Source organism: Gemmatimonas phototrophica (assembly GCF_000695095.2).
Classification (GTDB): domain Bacteria; phylum Gemmatimonadota; class Gemmatimonadetes; order Gemmatimonadales; family Gemmatimonadaceae; genus Gemmatimonas; species Gemmatimonas phototrophica.
In genome coordinates this window covers 1,693,966-1,715,298 of record NZ_CP011454.1, presented here as the reverse complement: position 1 = coordinate 1,715,298, position 21,333 = coordinate 1,693,966, and the positions used below count along the sequence as shown (strand labels likewise).

Sequence of the window (21,333 nt, the reverse complement as noted above, 5' to 3'; positions counted from 1 at the left end):
GTTGGGCTACAACTCCCGCCGCTTGAGCGCCTGCACCGCATAGTCCACCGCCCTGGCCGTGAGCGCCATGTACGTCAGCGTCGGATTCTGACAGCCACTCGACGCCATCGCGGCGCCGTCGGTGACGAACAGGTTGGGCACATCCCACGCCTGATTCCACTCGTTCAGCACGGACGTCTTGGGGTCACGCCCCATGCGCGCCGTGCCCATCTCATGATTGGCGTTGCCCATGGTGCTCGGCGGGCGCGTTGTGGGCTGAATGTTTTTCGCCCCGGCGGCTTCCAGCAGTTCAGCCGCCCCCACCTTCATGTCGCGGTGCAGCGCCAGTTCGTTGGGCGACCACTGCGTGCTGATGTGCAGCGACGGAATGCCCCACTTGTCGGTGAGCGTGGGATGCACCGTGGCCCGGTTGTGCGGCATAGGCAGCGTTTCGCCATAGCCGTTGAAGGTCATGGTCCACGCACCCAGTTCGCGCAGCTGCTGCTTAAAGGCCGCGCCAATGCCGGGCGCTCTGGTGAGCTGTTGCCACCCACTGCGCTGCGCCCCGCCCTGAAAGCCATACCCACGAATGAAGTCAGGGTGCGTGCTGCCAATGTTGCGGAACCGCGGCACATAAATGCCGTTGGGACGATTGCCCACCACCCGTTTGTCGAGGAACCCGTCAATGGTGCCGGTAGCGCCGGCATTCTTGATGTGGTCCATGATGTTGCGCCCCACCTGATCACTCGCATTGGCGAGCCCGTTCTCCGCGCCGGTGGTGGCCGAGTTGAGCAGAATGCGGGCACTCTCAATGGCACTGGCGCAGAGAAAGATCACGCGCGCTGTAAAGCGATGCTCCTGTCCGGTTTGTCCATCAATCACGTGGACACTGCGAATGCGCCGAGTGGACGGATCAATCTCGAGTGATCGGACAATGCTCCACGGGCGCAGTGTGAGGCGACCGGTGGCGCGCGCCGCCGGCAGGGTGGCGTTGATGGAGCTGAAGTACGAGCGCGTCATGCAGCCGCGCTGACAGGGGCCACAATAGTGACAGGCGGCGCGTCCGGGCCGTGGCGCCGTGAGCACGGCGGCGCGACCAATGGTGAGCACGCGATCGCGCCCGAAGCGCGCCGCGATGCCATCGCGAACGTGCTGCTCCACCACATTGAGTGCCATGGGCGGATCAAAAACGCTGTCGGGTAAATGGGGAATGTTTTCCCGCTGCCCGGTCACGCCCATAAATCGCTCCACGTGGTCATACCACGGGGCAATGTCGCGGTAGCGAATGGGCCAGTCGACACCCACGCCGTCGCGCAGATTGGCCTCAAAATCGAGGTCACTCATGCGATAGACCTGGCGTCCCCAGATGATGGATTTGCCGCCCACCTGTCGCGCGCGGAACCAATCGAAGGGCTGATCGGCCGGCGTGCTGTAGGGGTTCTCGATGTCATCAATCCAGTAGCGCTGACTGATCTCGTCAAACGATACCGAGTTGCGCTGCACGGGCTGACGCGCTTCGACGGCCCGCCGATCTCCCAGGCCGCGGAAGCGCATCTCGAATGGCGCCACATGCTCGCGCGAGTCGCGATCGGGTGACACCGGGCGCCCGGCTTCGAGCACCAGCGTCCGCAGCCCGCGCTCCGTGAGTTCTTTGGCGGCCCAGCCACCGGTAATGCCCGACCCAATGACAATCGCGTCGTAGGTCACGGCGCGCGGTTGGATGTTGACGGGTCCACCTTCCAAGGGCATGTGCGTCATGTCAGTTCAGTTCCGCACGGGGGCATTGCCATCGTAGCGCCCGGTGAGGGGCCAGGCGTCCAGGTGCTTGCTCATACCCGGCTCCGACGTGCAGTAGCCAAACACCGTGAGATACTTGATGGTGCTGAACCAGTGTGCATTGGCGGCCGCACCGTTGCTACGGCGTAGCGCCGTCACTTCGCCGTCGAGCGCTTCCAGCAACGCCACCCGGCGAGCGGCGGGCAGCGCCACATATGACGCTCCTCCCATGGCCACGGCGCGGGTATTCAACACGGGAAGTCCCTGCAACACCACATCGCGCTCAGCTGCTGTGTACCATTCGGCCAACATGCGATCAATGAACGCGGTGACGTTGGCATCGGTCGCACCAGGGGTACTGGTGCGCGGAATGATGTCCTCGGCCATCACCTGCACCGTGCGAGCCTGTGCGGCGGTGAGCACGGCCCACGCGCGCTGACTGTCAGCGGTGTTGGCGAGTGAGGCGGCGGCGCGATGCACCTGTTCGCCAAAGGCGGCCACGTCGTCTACCGACAGCTGCTGCAGCGTTGCCAACGCGCCGGTAGACATGACCAGCTGCAGGAGTTCGCGTCGTTCCATGCCGACTCCTAGCGCGTGACGCGCACGTTGTGCGTTTCGAGATAGCGGCGAGAGCCTTCGGCGTAGTAACGAGGTGACTGGGCGGGATCGGGTACACCATCCAGCTCCACAATGCCCCAGCCGCCAAAGCCCGTTGTGTTGAGTGCCGCGAGCACGCCGGGCAGATTGACGCGCCCCGCGCCGAGTTCACGAAAGCGGTACGACGTAGCGGATCCGCCCGGAGCGGGCCGCTCCAGATCCTTGAGATGCACGACGGCAATGCGCGACGCGTATTGTGATACCGCAGCCACCGGATCGCCTCCAGCGGCCTGCCAGTGGGCGACATCGAGCAGCAGCTTCACATGGTCCGTTTTGGCGGCGTCGAGAATGCGCGCCACTTCGTCGGGGCGCTCGCCCAGCGCGTTCATGTGATTGTGGTAGACGAGCGTCACGCCTTCATCGGCGACGCGGGCGCCAATGTCGGAGAGGGCACGGCCCATGCGGGCGTAGTCGTCGGGCACCGGGGTGGAGTTGCGCGGCCGTTCGTCGGTGACCTGCAGGAACGTGCAGCCCGTAGCTCGGGCAAATCGTGCTTGCTGCACATGGAGCGCCACCGCATCCGCCAGTCGCGCCGCCTCAAAGGGCACACTCCCGCTGGAGAGTACCGGAAACGCGAGGCGATGCTGAGCCAGCAGGGCCTTGAGCACCTCTGGCGTTTCACGCCAGCGCTGTACCGCCGACGCCCGTAGTTGAATCCCGGGATACCCGGCGGCGGCAATATCGGCAATGGCCGCCGGGTCGTTGCCACCCCAGGTAATGGCCGCGCACCCGACCTGCATGGGGGCTGCCCAGGAGATGCCCGTACCCGTGGCCCAGGTAGCCACGCCCAGGCCGCTATAGCGGAGGAATTCGCGTCGATGCATGGGGGATATTGAAGTCGGGGCTGGCGATTGGTAAGCGCCCTGGTGCCGAACCAACGCGTACATCGCGGCGGGAATACTTACCACTCAGAACTTGAACTCACCACTCATAACTCCAACTCAAGACTCATGACTCCTCAGCCCCGCGACGAGTGGTGAGTTTTGAGTTGGAGTTTTGAGTCGTCAGTTCTACTGAGCCCGCGTGCTGCCTCTATATTGCGTTATGACCGAACCCAATGCCGCCCCCGTTCCTGGTTTCCGCCCTGTGCCGCGCACGGGCGTCATCTATGTCATGGATCGTGCCCGGGAGCAGGGCTTCCGCGCCGGTGCACCGGGGTGGTGCAACCTGGGGCAAGGGCAGCCCGAAACGGGCCCCCTCCCGGGATCGCCGCCGCGCCCCACTGATGTCACCATCAGTGCCGACGACTATGAGTACGCGCCGGTGGGTGGCATTGACGCGCTGCGCAAAGCGGTCGCCAACTTGTACAACGCCCGCTACCGCCAGGGCAAAGCGAGTCAGTACGGCCCGGAGAATGTGTGCATCTGCGGCGGTGGTCGGTCATCGCTCACGCGCGTGGTGGCCTCGCTGGGCAACGTGAACCTCGGACATGTGCTCCCCGACTACACGGCCTACGAAGAGCTGCTCGAAATCTTCGGAACGTTTAGCGCCATTCCGCTCTTGCTGGAACCCGAAGCGGGCTACGCGCTCAGCACCAAGAACCTGCGGCGCGAGATTACCGGTCGCGGGCTGGGCGCGCTGCTGCTCTCTAACCCGGCCAACCCCACGGGGCGCGTCTTGCGCGGCAGTGCACTGGCGGCGTGGGTGCACGAAGCGCGTGAGCTCAAGTGCACGCTCATTCTCGACGAGTTCTATTCCCACTACCTGTGGGATGAGGGGCTGGTGGAAGGCGCCACAGTGAGCGCAGCCGAGTTCGTGGAAGATGTGAACAGTGACCCGGTGGTCATTCTCGACGGCCTCACGAAAGGCTGGCGCTGCCCCGGATGGCGCCTGAGCTGGATTGTGGGTCCGGCCAGTGTCATTGAGGCCGCCACCAGCGCCGGCAGTTTCCTGGATGGCGGTGGCAACCGGCCACTGCAGGAAGCCGCCTGCACGCTGCTGGAGCCCACCCGTGCCCGTCAGGAAGTGGTGGCCATTCACGAAGCCTTTGCCAAGAAGCGCCGCATTCTGGTGGACGGCCTGCGCGCGGCCGGTCTCACGGTGGAACACGAGCCCGACGGCGGCTTCTACGTATGGGCGAATGTGGCCAGCCTCCCCGCGCCACTCAACGACGGCGAAACGTTCTTTGAGGCGGCGCTGCACGAAAAGGTCATTAGCGTGCCCGGCAGCTTCTTTGATATCAATCCGGGCAAGCGCCGGGCCGACCATACGTCGCGCTTCCGTCAGTATCTGCGCTTTTCGTTTGGGCCGGACGAAGTGTCCGTAACGGACGCCGTTGGACGACTCCAAGCCATGGTCGCCCGGGCACGCTAAGCGCCTTCGCGGAAGTCAATCCGCGAAATTCCGTTCAATTCGTGTCATCCGTGGTGCGGCTTTGCCGCACGGTCCCGGAGCCGGCCGAGCCGGGCCACGGATTTTCCGGATTGAGCTGATTTGAACGGATTAGCACTTCTCATTAGCTGGGGTCGCTTGCGTCAAAGTTTAGGATTACCTAAACTTTGTTTATGTCCAGCACGATCATTGCCTTTTGCCTCATCTGTGCCGCCGGGATGGGGCAGCCGCTACCGCAGCCCCCCCGCCCCGCACCGGCTAAACCACCGGCCGCCGACTCGGCGCGCGCCCTCCCCACCATGCAGGTCACGGCCACCGCGGTGGCCACCGACGCCCGGCGCATTGCGCAGCCCACCGCGCAGCTGGCCGGCGCCCAACTGCGCCGAAGCCAGGGGGCCTCGCTGGGCGAAACGCTCGAACTCATCCCCGGCGTGCGGTCGCTCTCCATGACCACCGGTATTGGTAAGCCGGTCATTCGCGGGCTCACCAATAACCGGGTGGTCACGCTCGCCAATGGGCAGCGCACTGAGACGCAGCAATGGGGACACGACCACTCGCCCAACGTGGAGAGCGCCGACGCCGAACGGCTGGAAGTGGTGAAAGGGCCGGCCAGTGTGCTCTACGGCAGTGATGCGCTGGGCGGTGTGGTGAACGTGGTGCGCCGCCGGTTGCCCAGCGCCGAAGGGCCGCAGAATGTGGTGCGCGGGCGCATGTCGTTGGCCTACAACTCGGCCAATCTTGCCCCGTCGGCTACCCTCGTGGGTGAAGGCGCGCGCGGTGCGTTCGGCTGGCGTCTCTCCGGCACCGGCCGACGGGCCGACGATTTGCGTACCCCCACCGGCACCGTATTCAACACCGGCAACGTGACCGGCTACCTCGAAGCCACCACCGGGTGGCACGCGCCGCAGCACGATCTGGAAGTCACCGCCTCCACGCGCGACGAAACCATTCGCATTGCCGACGATCCGCTCACCGCGCCAGGATACGATGGCCGGCAGCGTATTCGCACGCAGCGGCTCACCATCGAGAGCAACGTGAAACGCGGTGCGCAACGGCTGCAGCTGCAGGCCGGCTACGAAGACAATCGTCGCGCCGAATTTGATGGCGCCACCACCCCCGACGTCACGCTGGGACTGCGGTCGCGCACGGCCACTGCCTTCGCGCATTGGCATCACGCACCGTGGGCCGGCTTTACCGGCGTGATTGGCACTGCAGTGCAGTCCACACAGTTCCGAACGTTTGGCAACGAAACGCTCATTCCCGACAATCGCACGCAATCCACTGGTGTATATCTGCTGGAGCAGCGCACCCTGGGCGACTGGTCGTTGTCGGGAGGCGCCCGTTACGACTGGCGCACGCTGAGTACCCCTGGGAATCCGGTGCTACAGCTGGCGCCCACCTCGCGCGCCTTCAACGCCGCCACCGGTACCATGGGGGCCGTGTACAAGGCCACCGCTCCCGTGTCCGTCGCGTTCAACGTGGCCCGTGGATTCCGCGCCCCCAGTGCCAGCGACCTCTTTGCCAACGGCTTTCACGAGGGCACACGGGCCTTTGAAATTGGCCGCGCCGACCTGCGAGTGGAAACGAGTGCGAACACCGACCTCGGCGTGCGCCTGCGTACCGCACGGGTCTCCGGTGAAGTCACTGGCTACGTGAATCGCATTCGCGACTACATCTACCTCGCCCCGGTGGGACTCCCGGGGCGCGCCCTGGATTCCCTCGAAGTACGGCAGGGGAACGCGCGCCTGGTTGGGGTGGAAGCCGCCTTCACGATCCCGCTGGCGCGGGGCTTCAGCGCGAGCAGCAGCACCGACATGGTACGGGCCACCAATACCGCCGACCGCAGTGCCCTTCCCTTTGTGCCTCCCTTCCGCACCATGGGGACGGTGCGTTGGGATGAAAAGGGACCGGGCCGCTCGCTCTCGCTCTCGGGCGAGTGGAACGCCCGACAGACCCGCACCTTTCGCGATGACTTCGCGCCGCCGCCATGGGCGGTGCTGCACGCCGGGGCGGGCTTCAGCCGGCTTACCCCGCGCGGGCTGGTGCACATTGACCTGAGTGTGCGCAATCTGACCAATGCGCGCTACCGTGACTTCATGTCGAGGTACAAGGAGTTTGCCAATGCGGCCGGACGCACCCTGGTGCTTCGCCTCAGCGCCGACCTGTAAACGACGGTAGAATCCAGCCATGCCCGCACCCCATACTTTGCGCGCCGGTCGCGCCACCGCCGTTGTTGCCGTTCTGCTCTCCAGCGCCATGGCCCCCTCGGCTGTGGCACAGTCCGTACCCGCCTGGGCTCCTGCGCTGGACTCCGTGGCCAACGCGGCCATTGCCACCTCCAAATCGCCCGGCGTGACGGTGGCGGTCGTGGTGAACGGTCAGTTGGCTTATGCCAAGGGCTACGGGCTGGCCAACGTAGACACTAAACAGCCCATGCACGCGGATATGCTGCTGCGGGTGGGGTCGGTGACCAAGATGTTCACCGGCACCATGCTGGCCGCATTGATCGAAAAGAATCTGCTCGACATGGAGCAGCCCATCAGCCGCTATGTGCCGTCGCTGGCCGGCAAGCAAGTGGGCGCCGTAACCACGCAGCAACTCATGACGCACAACGCCGGCTGGATTGATAACGCCGTAGCGTATGGACGTATGGGCGAAGGCGCCTTGGGTGAAGTGATGCGCGAGGTGGGGGATACGCTGTTCTTCACCGGTGCGGGACGCACCTTCTCCTATTCCAACCCCAGCATCAGCATGGCGGGGTATGTGGGCGAAATGGCGGGCAAGCAGCGTTTTGCTTCACTCGTCGAATCCAATGTGCTTCGCCCGTTGGGCATGCGTCTCAGCACCTTCAAGCCGCTGGAAGCGCTCACGTGGCCCATAGCCATGGGACACATGGGTCCCAACGCCGGCGGCAACATGACGGTGGTCCGTCCCATGACCGAGAACACCGCGCAGTGGGCCGCCGGTTTTCTCTTCTCCTCCGCTCCGGAACTGGCGCGCTACACCATTGCGATGATGAACGGCGGGACGATTGATGGCGCCGACGTATTGCCGCGAGGCGTGGTACGTCGCGTCACCACCGGATATGTACCGCATCCGGGCGGCAGCGGCCTTGATTCGGCCATGTACGGCTACGGACTGGTGGTGGGCACGGCACGCGTGAACGGGAAGCCCGAACGCGTGTGGACGCATGGGGGCGCCATCAACGGCTACAACTCCAGCCTCGTCATGCTCCCCGATCGCAAGGTGGCCGTGGTCGTACTGGCCAACGGTCCAGGCAGCGGCAACAGCGTAATTGAGCGCAAAGCTCTCGAGCTGGTGATGGGCGCACCGTTGGCCCGCGCAACGCCTGCGGCGCCACGTGACCTCACGACAGCGGAACGGGCCGCACTGGTTGGGACCTACGCCATGGGTCCGGTTACGGTGGAGTTTGCGGAGCTCAATGGCGCGCTGGTCATGAAACAGGGGGCTGCCTCATTGCCCGTAAAGGCCGCGTCGCCATCTGAATTGGTGGTGGGTCCGCAGCGTCTTTACACGCGCACCGAGAACGGCAAGGTGGTGTACGTCTACAACGGCTCACGCGCGCTGGCCCGCAAACTGTGAGCGACATGGGGCCGGATAAGGCGGCGCTCCTCGACGCTTATCTGCAGGCCTCGTCTGTTCCGCTCGTTGGTGGCCATGCCTCCGGCGCGTTGCACGACGCACAGGAACTGCTGGCAGCGCATCCTGAGCTACCGACAGTCAGTCTGTTTGCCGCGGCCGTGAGTGGCCACGCCACCGTGGTGCGTGACCTGCTCGCGAACAACCCTTCGCTTGTGTCGGAACGCGGTGGCCCGCACCAGTGGGATGCGCTGACCTGGTGCTGTTTTTCCCGCTGGCTGCGCGATGATCGGGCACGTGCGGACGATTTTGTCACCACCGCGCGTGTGCTGCTCGAGGCGGGGGCGTCGGCCAATACGGGTTTCCTCGACCGCAGTCACTCACCGGACCCGCAACACGAAAGCGTGCTGTACGGAGCCGCCGGCGTGGCCTTCTGTGCGCCGCTTACGGCGTTGCTGCTCGAACACGGCGCCAATCCCAACGACGGCGAAGTGCCGTACCACGCAGCAGAGCAGTACGCCGCCGGTGTGGTGGCGGCGTTGCTCGCGGGGCCTACAGCACTCACGCCAGACAGTCTGGCCACCATGCTGTTGCGCAAAGCCGACTGGCACGACTACGCAGGGGTCGTGCAACTGTTGCAGCGCGGAGTGGACCCTAACGCTTCTGGCCCGTGGCCTCGCACCCCGTTCATGCAGGCGCTGCTGCGCGACAACGATCTCGCGATTGTGGAAGCCATGTTTGAAGCGGGCGGTGATCCGCATCTCTCATTGAACGGTCAGAGTGCGCTCTCTCTGGCCGCGTGGCACGGTCGCACTGATGTGCTGCAGCTCTTCGCCGAGCGTGGAGTGGAGCTGCCGCAGCAGGGAGTGGATGCCGTAGCGGTGGACTGCACACTGGGGGACTTTCCTGGCGTGCGTGCGCGGTTGGCGGCAAACGGCCAGGACCGTGAGGCCTTCATGGCGCAGCTGCCCGCATTCACGGGGCGGTGCGCCGGCAACGGCGCGCTCGCTCCGCTGGGCGTGCTGCTGCAGCTCGCTCCCACGGTGGATGTGCGCTGGGAAGAGGGCGATGGCTACTGGGGCATTGCTCCGGCGAGCACGCCGCTGCACGTGGCCGCGTGGCGTGCCCAGCATAGTGTGGTGCGGCAACTGGTGGAGGCCGGTGCCGACGTGAATGCCACGGACGGGGATGGACGCACACCGCTCATGCGTGCGGTAGATGCGTGCGTGCGATCGCACTGGCAAGACGCGCGACGTCCTACGTCGGTTGACGTACTACTCAAAGCCGGTGCGGAGCGCGATGGTGTTGCGCTGCCGACCGGCTACGACGCGATTGATCGCTTGTTGCGTCGAAGTACGGACTGAACGTCCCCGTATGCTGGAGCACGTCATGCGTTACCATGTGATTGACGTAGTGTGTGTAACGCTTCTCCTTGTCAGTAGCATGGCGCCATCCGCGGCGGCGCAAACGGACCGGCCGGCCGGCCATGACTACGAATTCGCCGTTGGGGTGATGGTCCCGGCCGGGTCCGGGCTGCGTGAATATCGTGCGGGGCCCACGGTGCGCCTTGGCGTGGCCACGCGCTGGCCCGATCGTGGTGGCAGCGCGTATCGGTTGGATGTTGAGGGGTACCGACTGCAGGACCGCACGGTACCGACGGCGCGCGAAAGCCTCACCGGCGTCGGTGTCGGCTATTCGTGGCTTGGCGTAGCGGCAGCGGACGACTGGCGCCCCTACATGCTGGCCGGTTTGGGGCTGCAGCTCCTGGTGCCCAGCGGGGAAGACGGGTTTCCCGGTCTCCTTGGCGGGGTGCGTGCCGGTGCCGGCGTACGTGGCACCCTGCGCGGCGTCGATGTGCACGTGGAGCTGTCCGGATTGGCGTGGGTGCGTTCCATTGGAAAGGCCCGCGTTCACCCGCTTACGGTGGCGCTGCGCTTCTAGCCCGCCGGCCCCCTGCACGCCATCACCCCGGATGCATATACGCCGCGAACAGCTCCACCATATCGGGTGGGATGCGTGTAATGCGACCCGTGTCGCGGGCCAGCAGCGTCCACAGCGACCGTCCGCGGCACAGCACATGGTCGTCACTGGTGCGCACGATCTCGGTGAGCCGCTCAAAGCGCCGCGAGTCCACCGCCCCAATCCAGGTGCGCGCCACAATGGGATCGCCCATGACCGCCTCGCGGCGATAGTCGATTTCGTGACGGGTGGCCACCCAGCCGTAGGTCGCCTTCATCTCCGGTGACGCGCTCACGTTCCAGTGCTCGAGGGCCACATCGAAGATCCACTTCAGATACACCACGTTGTTCACGTGGTTGTTGTCATCGATGTCGGCGGGGACAATCGTGACGGGAAGGTCGAAGACCTGCAGGCCGTGTTTGGCGAAGGACATGGCGGGACATAAAGAAGGCGGGTGCCGCCACCGGGCGACATTCTGGGCCCCGGGGGTTGAGTAACCCGGGTTCGGGGCGGAATTTAGCGACATGCGATTCCCCTCGGGCCGCGCCCTGCGCGAACAGCCGTCCCACGCCGTCACCTTCTTTGGTATGTCCGGGGTGGGCAAAACCACCCTTGCCGGCCTGCTCCAGAAGCACGACTGGTTCCAGTACTCGGTCGATTACCGCATTGGCACGCGGTATATGGGCGAGCACATCGTCGACAACTTCAAGCGCGAAGCCATGAAGGTGCCGTTTCTGCGGCAGCTCCTGCGCTCCGATTCCATCTACATTCGCTCCAATATCTCCTTCGAGAATCTGAGCCCCCTCTCCACGTACCTCGGCAAGCCAGGCAACGAGGCGCAGGGGGGGATCGGTTTTGACGAATACCGTCGGCGTCAGGCCCAGCACCGACAAGCCGAGATCCGCGCCTTGCTCGACGTGCCGGAGTTCATCGACCGCGCCACGGACATTTATGGCTACGCGCACTTCGTGTGCGACTCCGGTGGCAGCTTGTGCGAAGTGGTGGATGTGGAGGATGCGCACGATCCGGTGCTGCAGTGCCTTTCACAGCACACCATGTTGGTGTATATCCGCGGAACGGCCGAGCATACGCGCATGCTGGTGGACCGCTTTCGCAAGCATCCCAAACCCATGTACTACAACCCGGTCTTTCTCGAACAGAAGTGGGGAGAGTACAAGGTGAAGATGGACATCGCCGACGACGAACTGGTGGACCCTGATGACTTTGCCGTGTGGGGCTTTGAACAGCTGCTGGCCCATCGGAACCCGCTATACGAAGCCATTGCCGAACGGCATGGCTACGTGATCGAGATGGAGGACGTGCCTGGTGTGAAAACCGAAGACGATCTGCTGCAGTTGCTCGCCCGGACCATCGATGGGCAGGGCCCAACGCGGGGACGCCGCTGAGATGAACACGGCATCTTCCAAATCCACCGCTTCACGGCTGCGCTCCATTGTAGGGGGCTCCATTGGCAACCTGGTCGAATGGTACGACTGGTATGCCTACTCGGCGTTCTCTCTCTACTTCGCCAAAAGCTTCTTTCCGCCCGCCAGCCAGACGGCCCAGCTGCTGAATACGGCCGCCGTATTTGCGGTGGGCTTCTTCATGCGCCCCATAGGCGGCTGGGTGATGGGCCGCTACGCCGATCGTCATGGCCGCAAGGCGGCCCTCACGTTCAGCGTGATGCTCATGTGCGGCGGCTCGCTGCTTATTGCCATTACGCCGAGTTATGCCAGCATTGGCCTGCTGGCCCCTGCGCTGCTGTTGCTGGCCCGGCTGCTGCAGGGGCTGAGCGTGGGGGGCGAGTACGGCGCCAGCGCCACCTACCTCAGCGAGATGGCCGGCCAGAAGCACCGCGGCTTCTGGTCCAGCTTTCAGTACGTCACACTCATTGGCGGCCAGCTCATTGCCTTGGCGGTGTTGCTGGTGTTGCAGCGTTATCTCACCAAGCCGGAGCTTGAGGCCTGGGGGTGGCGCATTCCATTCGTGATTGGGGCGCTGTGCGCCGTCGTGGCCATCTGGCTACGGCGCAGCATGGAAGAAACCACCGACTTCGAGAAAGACCGCGCCGCGCGCCCTGCGGCCAGTGCGGCGGCCACCATTCGTGGACTCATGGAGCACCCGCGCGCCGTACTCACGGTGGTGGGGCTCACGGCTGGTGGCACGGTGGCCTTCTACACCTTCACCACGTACGCGCAGAAGTTTCTGGTAAACACGGTGGGCTTCACGGCGCAGCAGGCCACTTTCATCAACGCCGTCACGCTCCTGGTGTACCTGTGCCTGCAGCCAATTGTGGGCGCGCTAAGCGATCGCATTGGCCGCCGCCCCGTGCTCACCGCCTTTGGCGTGCTGGGCTCCCTGGGCACCATTCCGCTCTTCCGCGCCCTCGAAACCACCACCAGTGTCAGCGGCGCCATCTGGCTGCTGCTGGCCGCGCTCACCGCGGTGAGTGGCTACACCGCCATCAATGCGGTGGTGAAAGCCGAGCTTTTTCCCACCAGTATCCGCGCGCTGGGCGTCGGCTTCCCGTACGCCGTGACCGTCGCGCTGTTTGGCGGCACCGCCGAGTACATCGCGCTCTACTTCAAGAACATCGGGCACGAATCGTGGTTCTACTACTACGTGACCGCCTGCATTGTGGCGAGCCTGCTCGTGTACGTGACCATGACGGAGAGCTCGAAACTAGGACACATGTCCGAGTAACCGCAGTTAAGCGCGGTAACAACGTCATGGATAAGGGCGTTATGGGTTATCGGGTCACCGAGTAACGGCGGAACAGCAACCGCGGTTACCCGGTGACCCGATAACCCATAACGCTTTCTTCCATAACGCAGTTACCGCTGCACAACTGCATTCCCACTGGCGTTTCCCGCTCTGTCTATTGCCGTGAGCACTACTCCGTCTATGTTGGCCGCGGGCAGGTCTGTGGCGCGTTGGGTAGACGGCATGAGTCGTTGCTGCCAGGTGCCGCTGGTCGTGCGCCAGCGCAGCAGAAACCACCACGTGTCGCTGCCATTGGGGGACATGGTGACGCTCAGGGTGCTGCCGGAGGGCACAACCGACAGCGACGGAGTGGCTGGGGCGGTGGCGTCGAGCCACGTGGTAGCGGGCGGAATGGCTCCGCCGGCATAGAGCCCGCCGGCAAGGGTGCTGGCAAAGCCCCCGCGATTGGTGCGCACGCTGGACCCATTGTACAGAATGCTCCCGGTGGCACCGCCGGCCACCGCGGCGGCCTCACGAATGAGCGCCACCTGGGAGGGGATTTCGGCAGACGAGAACGGCCCCGGGTCGGTGTTGATGCGATAACTCGCGAGCCCGGGCCATAGATGCCGCCGCTGCGTGTTTTGCTGCGCCCACCACCCCAGCAGCGCCGGAAAACTCTGTCCCGTACTGGCAATACTCCAGTATAATTGCGGCGCGAAATAGTCTACCCAGCCGCTCTGCAGCCACTTGCGTGAGTCGGCATAAATGCTGGTGTACGCATCGAGCCCCACAATGCCCGCCGGATTGCCCGGACGCCAAATGCCAAACGGGCTCACCCCCACACGGGCCATAGGTGAGGCGTCGTGCACTTCGGTGTACATGCGCTCCACGAAGCGATTCACATTGTCGCGTCGCCAGTCACCGAGCGACAGCGCGCCCCCGCCCTGCTGGTAGCGCCGGAAGGTCACACTGTCCGGAAAGTTCGTGCAGGTATCCGGATACGGATAGAAAAAGTCGTCAATGTGCACCGCGTCCACGTCGTAGCGCGTCACCACATCGCGCATGACCGCAATGGCGTGATCCTGCACCGCCTGCTCACCCGGGTCAAACCAGAGCTGCCCGCACTTGCGCACCAGGTCAGGACGGCGCACCGCCAGATGCTGCGGCGCCAGCGTGAGCGTATCGCGCAGGTTGCCGGCCCGGAATGGATTGAACCACGCATGCAGTTCGATGCCACGCAAACGCGCCTGCTGCACGGCAAAAGCCAGTGGGTCATAGCCCGGGTTGGCCCCCTGCGTGCCATTGAAAATGCGTGACCACGGCTCCAGCGACGACGGGTAAATGGCATCACCGGCGGCGCGCACCTGCAGCACGACGGCGTTGAGTCCTGTCTGCTGCGCCACATCCAGCAACAGCCCCAACTCGGCCTGCTGCTGCGCCGGTGTAAGCCCCGTGCGCGACGGCCAGTCAATATTGGCGACGGTGGCAATCCACATCCCGCGGAACTCACGCGCAATGGCAGGCACCGTAAACGCCACAGGGGTCGGCGGCGGGGGAGGTGGTGGTGTCACCACAGGCTCCGTTGGCCCATCACCGCCACAGGCCATGGCGAGCAGTAGAGAGCCACGGGCCAGCAGTCGGCGCGCGTTCGTTGACAGCGTCTTCACCACGTCACGGGGAGCGTCAGTAGGCATGCTCCAATGTATCCGACCGCACGGGGAGCGCGCACGCGCCCCTCTTGCCACAGCGACGTTCCACGTGCAACATCGCGCGCATGGCACATTCGACTGGTCCCTCACTGCCCGTAGTCCCATCGCATCTGCATCATCGCCTGCGCATTGGCATTGATCTGGGCGGTACCAAAATCGAAGCGGTCGCTCTCGATCACGAAGGCACCGTGGTCGCGCGGCAGCGCATCCCCACGCCGCGCGACTACCAGGGCACCATCCATGCCATTACCACGCTCGTTCATGACATCGAGCGCACGCTGGGACACCGTGGATCGGTGGGACTGGGTATTCCCGGCACCGTGGTGCCGCACACCGGGCTGGTAAAAAACGCCAACTCCACCTGGCTCATTGGGCAGCCGCTGCAGTCCGATCTCGCCACCGCGCTGGGCCGCGAAGTGCGTATTCAGAACGACGCCAACTGTTTTGCACTCTCCGAAGCGGCCGATGGTGCCGCGGCCGGGGCGGCGGTCGTCTTCGGGGTCATTATGGGGACGGGCGTTGGGGGCGGCATTGTCATCAACGGGCAGGTCCTCACTGGACACAACCTCATTGGCGGCGAATGGGGGCACAATCCCCTCCCCTGGCCACAGCATGGCGAGGTGCACGGGCCGCCCTGCTACTGCGGAAAGCACGGGTGCATCGAAACGTGGATCTCCGGCCCCGGCGTCGTGGCCGACCATGCCCGGCACTACGGTGAAGCGCTGAGTGCCCCGGACATTATGACGGCGGCATTGCACGGCGAACCGTACGCGGTAGCCACACGGACCCGGCTGGTGCACCGGGCCGCCCGCAGCCTGGCGACCATCATCAACGTGCTCGACCCTGATGTGATTGTGCTGGGCGGTGGGCTCTCCAACACCGAGGGGCTGGCCGCCGAGCTCGAACGCGAAGTGACGCCGTGGGTGTTCTCCGACAGCATTACCACCCGCATTGTGCCCAATCGCCACGGGGATTCCAGCGGCGTGCGGGGCGCCGCGTGGCTGTGGCCCGCCGGCCCTGCCTCTGCCTGACCCCCGGAAAACACTACGCCCGCCGGGGGACCGGCGGGCGATAGGCCCACTTGGAATCGAACCAAGATCACCGGCTTCAAAGGCCGGGGTAATAGCCGTTATACGATAGGCCAGCAGGTCGTGCAGCGTGCAAACTACAGAACGCGGCTGGCCGGTGGGAGGGGGCGGCGGCAGATGATCGGGCGACTACGGCGGGGGACAATCCTGTTTGCCCCCCGCCGTATCGCCCCGGCACGCGCGCCGGGCCTCAGAACTCGTAGCGAACGCCCAGCTGCATCTGGTACCGATTCCCCTGCTTGACCGTCCGGCCGAAGTTCGGGTTCACGCGGTAGCGGTACTCGCGGCTGGTCTGGTCAAAGCCAATCACGTTGAGCAGCGTCTGGCTGGCACCTGGCACCGCCCGGATGCCGCCCCAATTGTGGTTGATGAGCGACGCCGCATTGAAGACATCGAGCGTGAGCAGCGCGCGCTGACCACGCACGGCCGGCAACTTCTGGGTGAGTCGCACGTCAATCTGGGTGACGAACGGATTGCGGATCGTATTACGATCGGCAATGCGCCCCACGTTGTCACGCAGGTACGCTCCGCCAATGTTGGCCGGGTTGTCGTAGACCAGCTGCAGCGAATCGGCGAACCCCTTTCGCAGCCCCGGTGTGGACGGATTGAAGATGAACGCCAGGTCGTTCTGGTTGCCGAAGGAGCTGCCGGCGCCCACGTCGTCGCCGTTGATATCCTGCGCCACCGTCGCCGACCACGGCGAGCCCGACTGGCCAATGATGCGGGCACTGAACTGGAACCCCCACACCTCAGGCGTGGCGCCGTACAACACCAGCTTATGCCGGAAGTCGTTCGAGCTGGCTCCCCAGCTGGGATTGCGGGGATCGCTGGGCACCGGCGTGAACACCGACGTAATGGCGATGCAGCAGTTGAAGGAGCTGTTGTCGCGCGTTTCGTTCCACGTGAAGGAGCCGGAGAGCGATCCTCCACGCGGCAGACGCAGGGCACCATCCACCACAAATGCCTTCTGGTGTTGCGCCGCATCGCTGCGGAGCTCAAGCACACGCTGGAAGTTTGCGAACGGGCGGGCCAGCACCGGGTTGCGACCACCGGTCGCCGTAATGGCAGACGCCGGCACAAAGACGCCGCGCCCCGCTTCGTTGGCCAGCGTGAACTCCGGCGAGGGGCGAAGGTTCAGGTCGACGTACCGGTACAGATCTGACGTATGCGCGTACTGCGCCGACGCACCAAGCGTCAGATTGCCATCGAACAGACGACGCTGGTACGCAATGTCCGACTTCCAGGTGCGCGGCACCTTGAAGTCATCGTCGAACATGTTGATGTACGCCGGACGTTGGCTGCTCCCCTGCGGAATGCCCGGCACGTTGGCAAACGACTGCCGATACGACACAAAGTCCGGCGTGGGCACTGCCGCGCCCGTGAGCAGCACATCGGCGAGCTGCGAGCCGTCGTTGAGCATGTGATTGATCTGCACCATGTAATGCGGCTGCGCGGTAAACATGCCGCTACCCACACGTACCAGATTGGTGCCGGCCTCACCGGGGGTCCACGTCAGCTGCGCACGCGGCTGAATGGCAAAGTCGGTGGGCTTCACATCGGTGCGACGGCCAAAGGCCTGTTCCACCTGCTCGTTGCGATTGGCTGCTGTCAGGAACGCCGACAGGTCGGCCCGCAACCCGCCGGTCAGGTTCAGGTTGGGACGCAGGCGGTACTCACCCTGCACGTAGGCCCCACCGTCGTACACCCATTGCCGCATGCGCGGCTCCAGATTCTGCAACGGCACCAGACGCGCAAAGCTCGAAGGGCGACGGGCTTCAAGAGCTGCGAGGTTGGGGAACTGGAACAACCCGTCGGTCTCGATGGACACGAACATCGACAGGTTGTTGAGCGAGTGGTCGGTACCCACCGTGATCGCGCTCTTCTCGCGGTCCCAGCGCAACACATTCACGAGCTGATACGACTCTTCCGTTTGCAGTTCCGGGCTGGTGCGCTGCCCGCCGAATTGCAGAATCTGATTCGTCCCGGTGCTGCCAGTGGGAAGGGTGGACGACACATTCACCCACGCCCGCGGCAAGCGGGTGTTGGGGACGTTTTGCAGGTTGCGGTTGGTATATGCGAGCCGCAGGTCGTTGGTGAGGGCGTTGCCCAGCGACGACTTGAGCGAACCCATGACCTGCAGCTCCTTCGACTCCTGGTTACCACGACTCTCCAGCACCGACAACACGCGATCCGGAATGGAATTGCTGTAGATCCAGTCGGAATAACTCGTACGCAGCGTGGCACGGTGCGCATCATTGATCTGCCAGTCCAATCGCCCGAACACGGTGTTCAAGGCATTGCTGCGATCGAACGTACCAACCTGCCGGCCAGCTGGCAGTCCATACTGACTGGTGAGGATGTTGAGGAACCGCGTGACCGAGTCGGGAGCGACCTGCAGGCGCTGCCAATCGGCATCGTTATCCACCTGCAACGTGCTGAACGGTTCGTCGACTTGCTGACGATCGTAGGCAATGAAATAGTGAAGCTTGTCCTTCTTGATGGCCCCGCCCATGGCACCACCAAATTGCCAGTTTTCGAAGTTGGTGATCTGCTGGCCGAGGAAGTTGGTGTTACTGGTGAGCGCCTGATTTCTGTTGTAGGCGAAGAGTGAGCCGGTGGTGGTGTTGGTACCAGCGCGTGTGGCCACGTTGACGGCGCCAGCGCCTTGGCGGCCCTGCGTCACGTCGTACACGTTGGTCACGACTTCAAACTCGCGAACGGCCTCCACGGAGAGAGAGTACGGGCCACGACCGAACCCGGCTCCCCACAACGTGTTCTTGGCCTGCACGCCGTCTACGCGAATGTCGGTACTCGATACGCGACCGCCGGCAATGGACGAACTGGACGTAATGATGCCGCCGGTACCAGCCCGGCTGGTGGTGGGAGCCAAAATGGCGAGGTCCGCGAAGGAGCGGTCCTGAATGGGGAGCTGGCGGATTTCCTTTTCCGTGACGACCACACTGCCGCCCACGCGTTCCACGCGCTTGTTCTCGCGATCGGCGCGCACATCCACCGCCCCGAGCTCCTGCGCCGACTGTTCAAGGGTAATGTCGAGCGGCACCCGGTCACCCAGGTTGAGCATCAGGCCGGTGCGACGGGCCGGACGAAAGCCCAGTTGGCGAACGGATACGGTGTAGGGCCCGCCAATGGGGAGCTGGGCAAACACGTACCGGCCGCGGGCGTCGGTCGTGCGGGATTGCTGGGTACCGGTGGCTTCGTTGCGGGCGGTGACGGTGGCACCCGCCACTGGCGCCCCGGCCGCAGTCTTCACCAGGCCCGTGACAAAGCCCTCGGTGGCCTGGGCATGGGCACGGATCGGGAAACAGGCCAACGGCAACGGCGAGGACGCCAGGAGCAGGGCGACCGCATAACGGCGGATACGATCTGGAAGCATTGGAGCAGTGGGAAGGCAGAGGGGATTCGCCGGGGGGACATCCACCGACGAAGCGGGGAGGGTCACCCGCGGCTGTCACCATTTGCCTGTTGTTGTGGCGCAATCGCGTGACAACACCGTCACGCTTCCCCTGTTCCACTTTACGGAACGTATGTCTCGTACCGCTGAGTTGGGTTCCAAAGCACTCCCGAATCCTCTATCTTGAGAGGCTAGCCTGATCCTGTCGCCATTTTTCCTTGCTCATGACGCCCCTGACCGCCGCCACGGACGTTCCCGCTACGTCCTCGTCTCGCGGATTCAAGATCCTGTCCGGCACGGCCAACCGGCCACTCGCCGAAGAGGTCGCCCGTTCGCTGGGCACGGAACTGTGCAAGGTGACCTGCACCCGCTTCGCCGATGGTGAAGTGTTCGTGCGGATCGATGAGAACATTCGTGGCGCCGACGTCTTTGTCGTGCAGCCCACCAATCCGCCGGGCGAAAACATGCTCGAGCTGCTGCTGCTCATTGATGCAGCGCGCCGGGCGAGTGCGGCTCGCGTGACCTGCGTGTTGCCGTACACCGGCTACGCGCGCCAGGACCGCAAAGATCAGCCGCGCGTGGCGATTGGTGCCAAGCTCATGGCCAACCTCATCGAGACCGCCGGCGCCGATCGCGTGCTGGGGCTCGATTTCCATGCGCACCAGCTGCAAGGCTTCTTCGACGTGCCGGTGGACCACCTGTACGCCGCGCCGGTGTTCACGAATTACTTCCGCCGGAAGGAGCTCAAGGACCTGGTGGTGGTGGCGCCCGACGTGGGTTCGGCCAAGATGGCCCGTGGATTTGCCAAGCGGCTCGATGCCACCTTTGCCATCATCGACAAGCGTCGTCCCAAGGCCAATGTGGCCGAAGTCATGAACGTCGTTGGCGAAGTGGAAGGGCGGGATTGTCTCATTCCCGACGACATGATCGACACCGCCGGTACGGTCTCCGAGGCGGCCAAGGCGCTCAAGAACCTGGGCGCGAACGACATTTACGTGTGCGCCACGCACGCCCTCTTCAGCGGCCCCGCCGTGGAACGGCTGTCCAATGCGCCCATCAAGGAAGTCGTGGTCACCGATACCATCAATCTGCCGCCGGAGCGCCGCTTTGATGCGCTGCGGATCCTGTCGGTGGGGGATTTGCTCGCCAAGGCCATCCGCTTTACGCACGCGGATCAGTCGGTGAGTGTGCTGTTCGAGTGACGGGCGAGAGCACTGGCCTCGTGGACAATGCAGGAAGTTTCTAGTGGTCAGTGGGAGTTTTCAGTGGTCAGTTCAAGTTTCCAGTTCTCAGTCAACAATTGAAAACTGAAAACTCCTACTGAGCACTGAAAACTCAAACTGAGAACTGAGAACTTGGGATGTGAGCAGGAAGCAGGAAGCAGGATGCAGCACCGCACGACCGGCCGGGACGACCACTTCCGGTTACTCCCGAACCACTTTTTCTCTGAGGTTTTCCATGGCTAACGCCACGCTGAACGCAACGGTCCGCGCCGAAACGGGCAAGGGCGCCGCACGCAAGATCCGTCAGGCGGGTGACATTCCCGCGGTCATCTACGGTCACAATCGTGAGCCGCAGTCGCTCGTGCTCAACGCGCGTGAGACCGAAAAGTTGGTGAAGAGCATCCCCGTGAGCAGCACCGCCATCGAGTTGGTCATCGACGGCAAGTCGGCCCGGACGCTCATTCGCGAAATTCAGCGCCACCCGTTCAAGCGCACCATCTTGCACATCGACTTCCAGGAACTGGTCGCCGGTGAAACGGTGATGGTGAAGTGCCCCATCGTCTACATCGGCACACCGGAAGGCGTCCGTGTCGACGGCGGCATTCTCGATCAGATCATGCACGAGCTGCAGATCCAGGTCGATCCGAGCAACATCCCGAACCACATCGACGTGGACATCTCGTCGCTCAAGGTGGGCAAGTCGTTGCACGTGTCCGACCTCACGGTCCCCGCGGGCATCAAGATCGTGGACGAAGCCACCAGCACCGTGTGCATCGTGCAGCAGCCCAAGCAGGCCGCCGAAACGCCGGCCAGCACCGCCGAGCCGGAGCTCATCCGCAAGGCCAAGCCCGACGACGCGAAGTAATTCGCGGTCGTTTCAATCCGCGGGGCGCGGC

At 64.2% G+C, this 21,333-nt stretch carries 16 protein-coding genes and 1 tRNA gene; 10 read left to right on the top strand and 7 right to left on the bottom strand.

Translation table 11 applies throughout. From position 1 onward, the window contains the following. Positions 1-6: 6 nt before the first annotated feature. The 3 genes from GEMMAAP_RS07115 to GEMMAAP_RS07105 are packed head-to-tail and all read right to left on the bottom strand — an operon-like array spanning position 7 to position 3,236. On the bottom strand, positions 7-1,737 hold the full coding sequence (locus GEMMAAP_RS07115) for a GMC oxidoreductase (protein ID WP_202969204.1): 1,731 nt from the start codon (positions 1,735-1,737) through the stop codon (positions 7-9). A gap of 6 nt (positions 1,738-1,743) precedes the next feature. Beyond that, a complete protein-coding gene (locus tag GEMMAAP_RS07110) occupies positions 1,744-2,334 on the bottom strand; it encodes a gluconate 2-dehydrogenase subunit 3 family protein (RefSeq protein ID WP_053334366.1) in 591 nt (196 codons plus the stop codon). Positions 2,335-2,342: 8 nt separating this feature from the next. Then, positions 2,343-3,236 carry a sugar phosphate isomerase/epimerase family protein gene (locus GEMMAAP_RS07105; RefSeq protein WP_026850408.1) on the bottom strand — a complete coding sequence of 298 codons (894 nt, stop codon included), beginning with the start codon at positions 3,234-3,236 and terminating at the stop codon, positions 2,343-2,345. A gap of 220 nt (positions 3,237-3,456) precedes the next feature. On the opposite strand from GEMMAAP_RS07105, the gene GEMMAAP_RS07100 reads away from it, so the two are divergent. The 5 genes from GEMMAAP_RS07100 (at position 3,457) to GEMMAAP_RS07080 (ending at position 10,284) form a co-directional block, all read left to right on the top strand. Continuing rightward, positions 3,457-4,725: a pyridoxal phosphate-dependent aminotransferase gene (locus tag GEMMAAP_RS07100; RefSeq protein ID WP_026850407.1), complete on the top strand. Its 1,269-nt coding sequence runs from the start codon at positions 3,457-3,459 to the stop codon at positions 4,723-4,725. Positions 4,726-4,916: 191 nt separating this feature from the next. Next, positions 4,917-6,911, top strand: a complete 1,995-nt coding sequence (locus GEMMAAP_RS07095; protein ID WP_026850406.1) for a TonB-dependent receptor — start codon at positions 4,917-4,919, stop codon at positions 6,909-6,911. Positions 6,912-6,930: 19 nt separating this feature from the next. Then, positions 6,931-8,346 (top strand): serine hydrolase domain-containing protein, encoded by a 1,416-nt coding sequence (locus GEMMAAP_RS07090; protein WP_082821137.1) that lies wholly within the window; start codon positions 6,931-6,933, stop codon positions 8,344-8,346. A gap of 5 nt (positions 8,347-8,351) precedes the next feature. Then, positions 8,352-9,707 (top strand): ankyrin repeat domain-containing protein, encoded by a 1,356-nt coding sequence (locus tag GEMMAAP_RS07085; RefSeq protein WP_026850404.1) that lies wholly within the window; start codon positions 8,352-8,354, stop codon positions 9,705-9,707. Between the two features lie 79 nt (positions 9,708-9,786). Next, entirely contained in the window at positions 9,787-10,284 is a 498-nt protein-coding gene (locus GEMMAAP_RS07080) for a hypothetical protein (protein ID WP_145979037.1), read from the top strand. A gap of 22 nt (positions 10,285-10,306) precedes the next feature. Here GEMMAAP_RS07080 and GEMMAAP_RS07075 read toward each other — a convergent pair whose 3' ends face one another. Then, entirely contained in the window at positions 10,307-10,735 is a 429-nt protein-coding gene (locus GEMMAAP_RS07075) for an acyl-CoA thioesterase (protein WP_026850402.1), read from the bottom strand. A gap of 91 nt (positions 10,736-10,826) precedes the next feature. Here GEMMAAP_RS07075 and GEMMAAP_RS07070 point away from each other — a divergent pair, with 91 nt between their 5' ends. Both GEMMAAP_RS07070 and GEMMAAP_RS07065 read left to right on the top strand, forming a co-directional pair. Continuing rightward, positions 10,827-11,708, top strand: coding sequence for a hypothetical protein (locus tag GEMMAAP_RS07070; protein WP_026850401.1), 882 nt, complete (start codon positions 10,827-10,829; stop codon positions 11,706-11,708). Continuing rightward, positions 11,677-13,005 (top strand): MFS transporter, encoded by a 1,329-nt coding sequence (locus GEMMAAP_RS07065; RefSeq protein ID WP_026850400.1) that lies wholly within the window; start codon positions 11,677-11,679, stop codon positions 13,003-13,005. Before GEMMAAP_RS07070 ends, GEMMAAP_RS07065 begins: the two co-directional genes overlap by 32 nt. A 131-nt stretch (positions 13,006-13,136) precedes the next feature. Here GEMMAAP_RS07065 and GEMMAAP_RS07060 read toward each other — a convergent pair whose 3' ends face one another. Next, complete coding sequence (locus tag GEMMAAP_RS07060) at positions 13,137-14,699, bottom strand: glycoside hydrolase family 10-like protein (RefSeq protein ID WP_158514763.1); 1,563 nt, start codon at positions 14,697-14,699, stop codon at positions 13,137-13,139. An 80-nt stretch (positions 14,700-14,779) separates the two neighbouring features. Between GEMMAAP_RS07060 and GEMMAAP_RS07055 the strand changes: the two genes are divergently transcribed. Beyond that, positions 14,780-15,745, top strand: coding sequence for an ROK family protein (locus tag GEMMAAP_RS07055; protein ID WP_053334363.1), 966 nt, complete (start codon positions 14,780-14,782; stop codon positions 15,743-15,745). Between the two features lie 41 nt (positions 15,746-15,786). Here GEMMAAP_RS07055 and GEMMAAP_RS07050 read toward each other — a convergent pair. After that, positions 15,787-15,857: transfer RNA gene (locus GEMMAAP_RS07050), tRNA-Gln, on the bottom strand. Between the two features lie 135 nt (positions 15,858-15,992). Beyond that, the gene (locus GEMMAAP_RS07045) at positions 15,993-19,196 is read right to left on the bottom strand and encodes a TonB-dependent receptor (protein WP_053334362.1); all 3,204 of its coding nucleotides are present in this window, start codon (positions 19,194-19,196) and stop codon (positions 15,993-15,995) included. Between the two features lie 242 nt (positions 19,197-19,438). On the opposite strand from GEMMAAP_RS07045, the gene GEMMAAP_RS07040 reads away from it, so the two are divergent. Continuing rightward, on the top strand, positions 19,439-20,416 hold the full coding sequence (locus GEMMAAP_RS07040) for a ribose-phosphate diphosphokinase (protein WP_053334361.1): 978 nt from the start codon (positions 19,439-19,441) through the stop codon (positions 20,414-20,416). 256 nt (positions 20,417-20,672) lie between these two features. After that, complete coding sequence (locus GEMMAAP_RS07035; protein ID WP_053334360.1) at positions 20,673-21,302, top strand: 50S ribosomal protein L25/general stress protein Ctc; 630 nt, start codon at positions 20,673-20,675, stop codon at positions 21,300-21,302. Positions 21,303-21,333 lie beyond the last annotated feature (31 nt).

Coding starts and splice junctions, on each gene's coding strand:
- GEMMAAP_RS07115 (WP_202969204.1), bottom strand. CDS start 1,737: ATGACGCACATGCCCTTGGAAGGTGGACCCGTCAACATCCAACCGCGC.
- GEMMAAP_RS07110 (WP_053334366.1), bottom strand. CDS start 2,334: ATGGAACGACGCGAACTCCTGCAGCTGGTCATGTCTACCGGCGCGTTG.
- GEMMAAP_RS07105 (WP_026850408.1), bottom strand. CDS start 3,236: ATGCATCGACGCGAATTCCTCCGCTATAGCGGCCTGGGCGTGGCTACC.
- GEMMAAP_RS07100 (WP_026850407.1), top strand. CDS start 3,457: ATGACCGAACCCAATGCCGCCCCCGTTCCTGGTTTCCGCCCTGTGCCG.
- GEMMAAP_RS07095 (WP_026850406.1), top strand. CDS start 4,917: ATGTCCAGCACGATCATTGCCTTTTGCCTCATCTGTGCCGCCGGGATG.
- GEMMAAP_RS07090 (WP_082821137.1), top strand. CDS start 6,931: ATGCCCGCACCCCATACTTTGCGCGCCGGTCGCGCCACCGCCGTTGTT.
- GEMMAAP_RS07085 (WP_026850404.1), top strand. CDS start 8,352: ATGGGGCCGGATAAGGCGGCGCTCCTCGACGCTTATCTGCAGGCCTCG.
- GEMMAAP_RS07080 (WP_145979037.1), top strand. CDS start 9,787: ATGGCGCCATCCGCGGCGGCGCAAACGGACCGGCCGGCCGGCCATGAC.
- GEMMAAP_RS07075 (WP_026850402.1), bottom strand. CDS start 10,735: ATGTCCTTCGCCAAACACGGCCTGCAGGTCTTCGACCTTCCCGTCACG.
- GEMMAAP_RS07070 (WP_026850401.1), top strand. CDS start 10,827: ATGCGATTCCCCTCGGGCCGCGCCCTGCGCGAACAGCCGTCCCACGCC.
- GEMMAAP_RS07065 (WP_026850400.1), top strand. CDS start 11,677: ATGGGCAGGGCCCAACGCGGGGACGCCGCTGAGATGAACACGGCATCT.
- GEMMAAP_RS07060 (WP_158514763.1), bottom strand. CDS start 14,699: ATGCCTACTGACGCTCCCCGTGACGTGGTGAAGACGCTGTCAACGAAC.
- GEMMAAP_RS07055 (WP_053334363.1), top strand. CDS start 14,780: ATGGCACATTCGACTGGTCCCTCACTGCCCGTAGTCCCATCGCATCTG.
- GEMMAAP_RS07045 (WP_053334362.1), bottom strand. CDS start 19,196: ATGCTTCCAGATCGTATCCGCCGTTATGCGGTCGCCCTGCTCCTGGCG.
- GEMMAAP_RS07040 (WP_053334361.1), top strand. CDS start 19,439: ATGACGCCCCTGACCGCCGCCACGGACGTTCCCGCTACGTCCTCGTCT.
- GEMMAAP_RS07035 (WP_053334360.1), top strand. CDS start 20,673: ATGGCTAACGCCACGCTGAACGCAACGGTCCGCGCCGAAACGGGCAAG.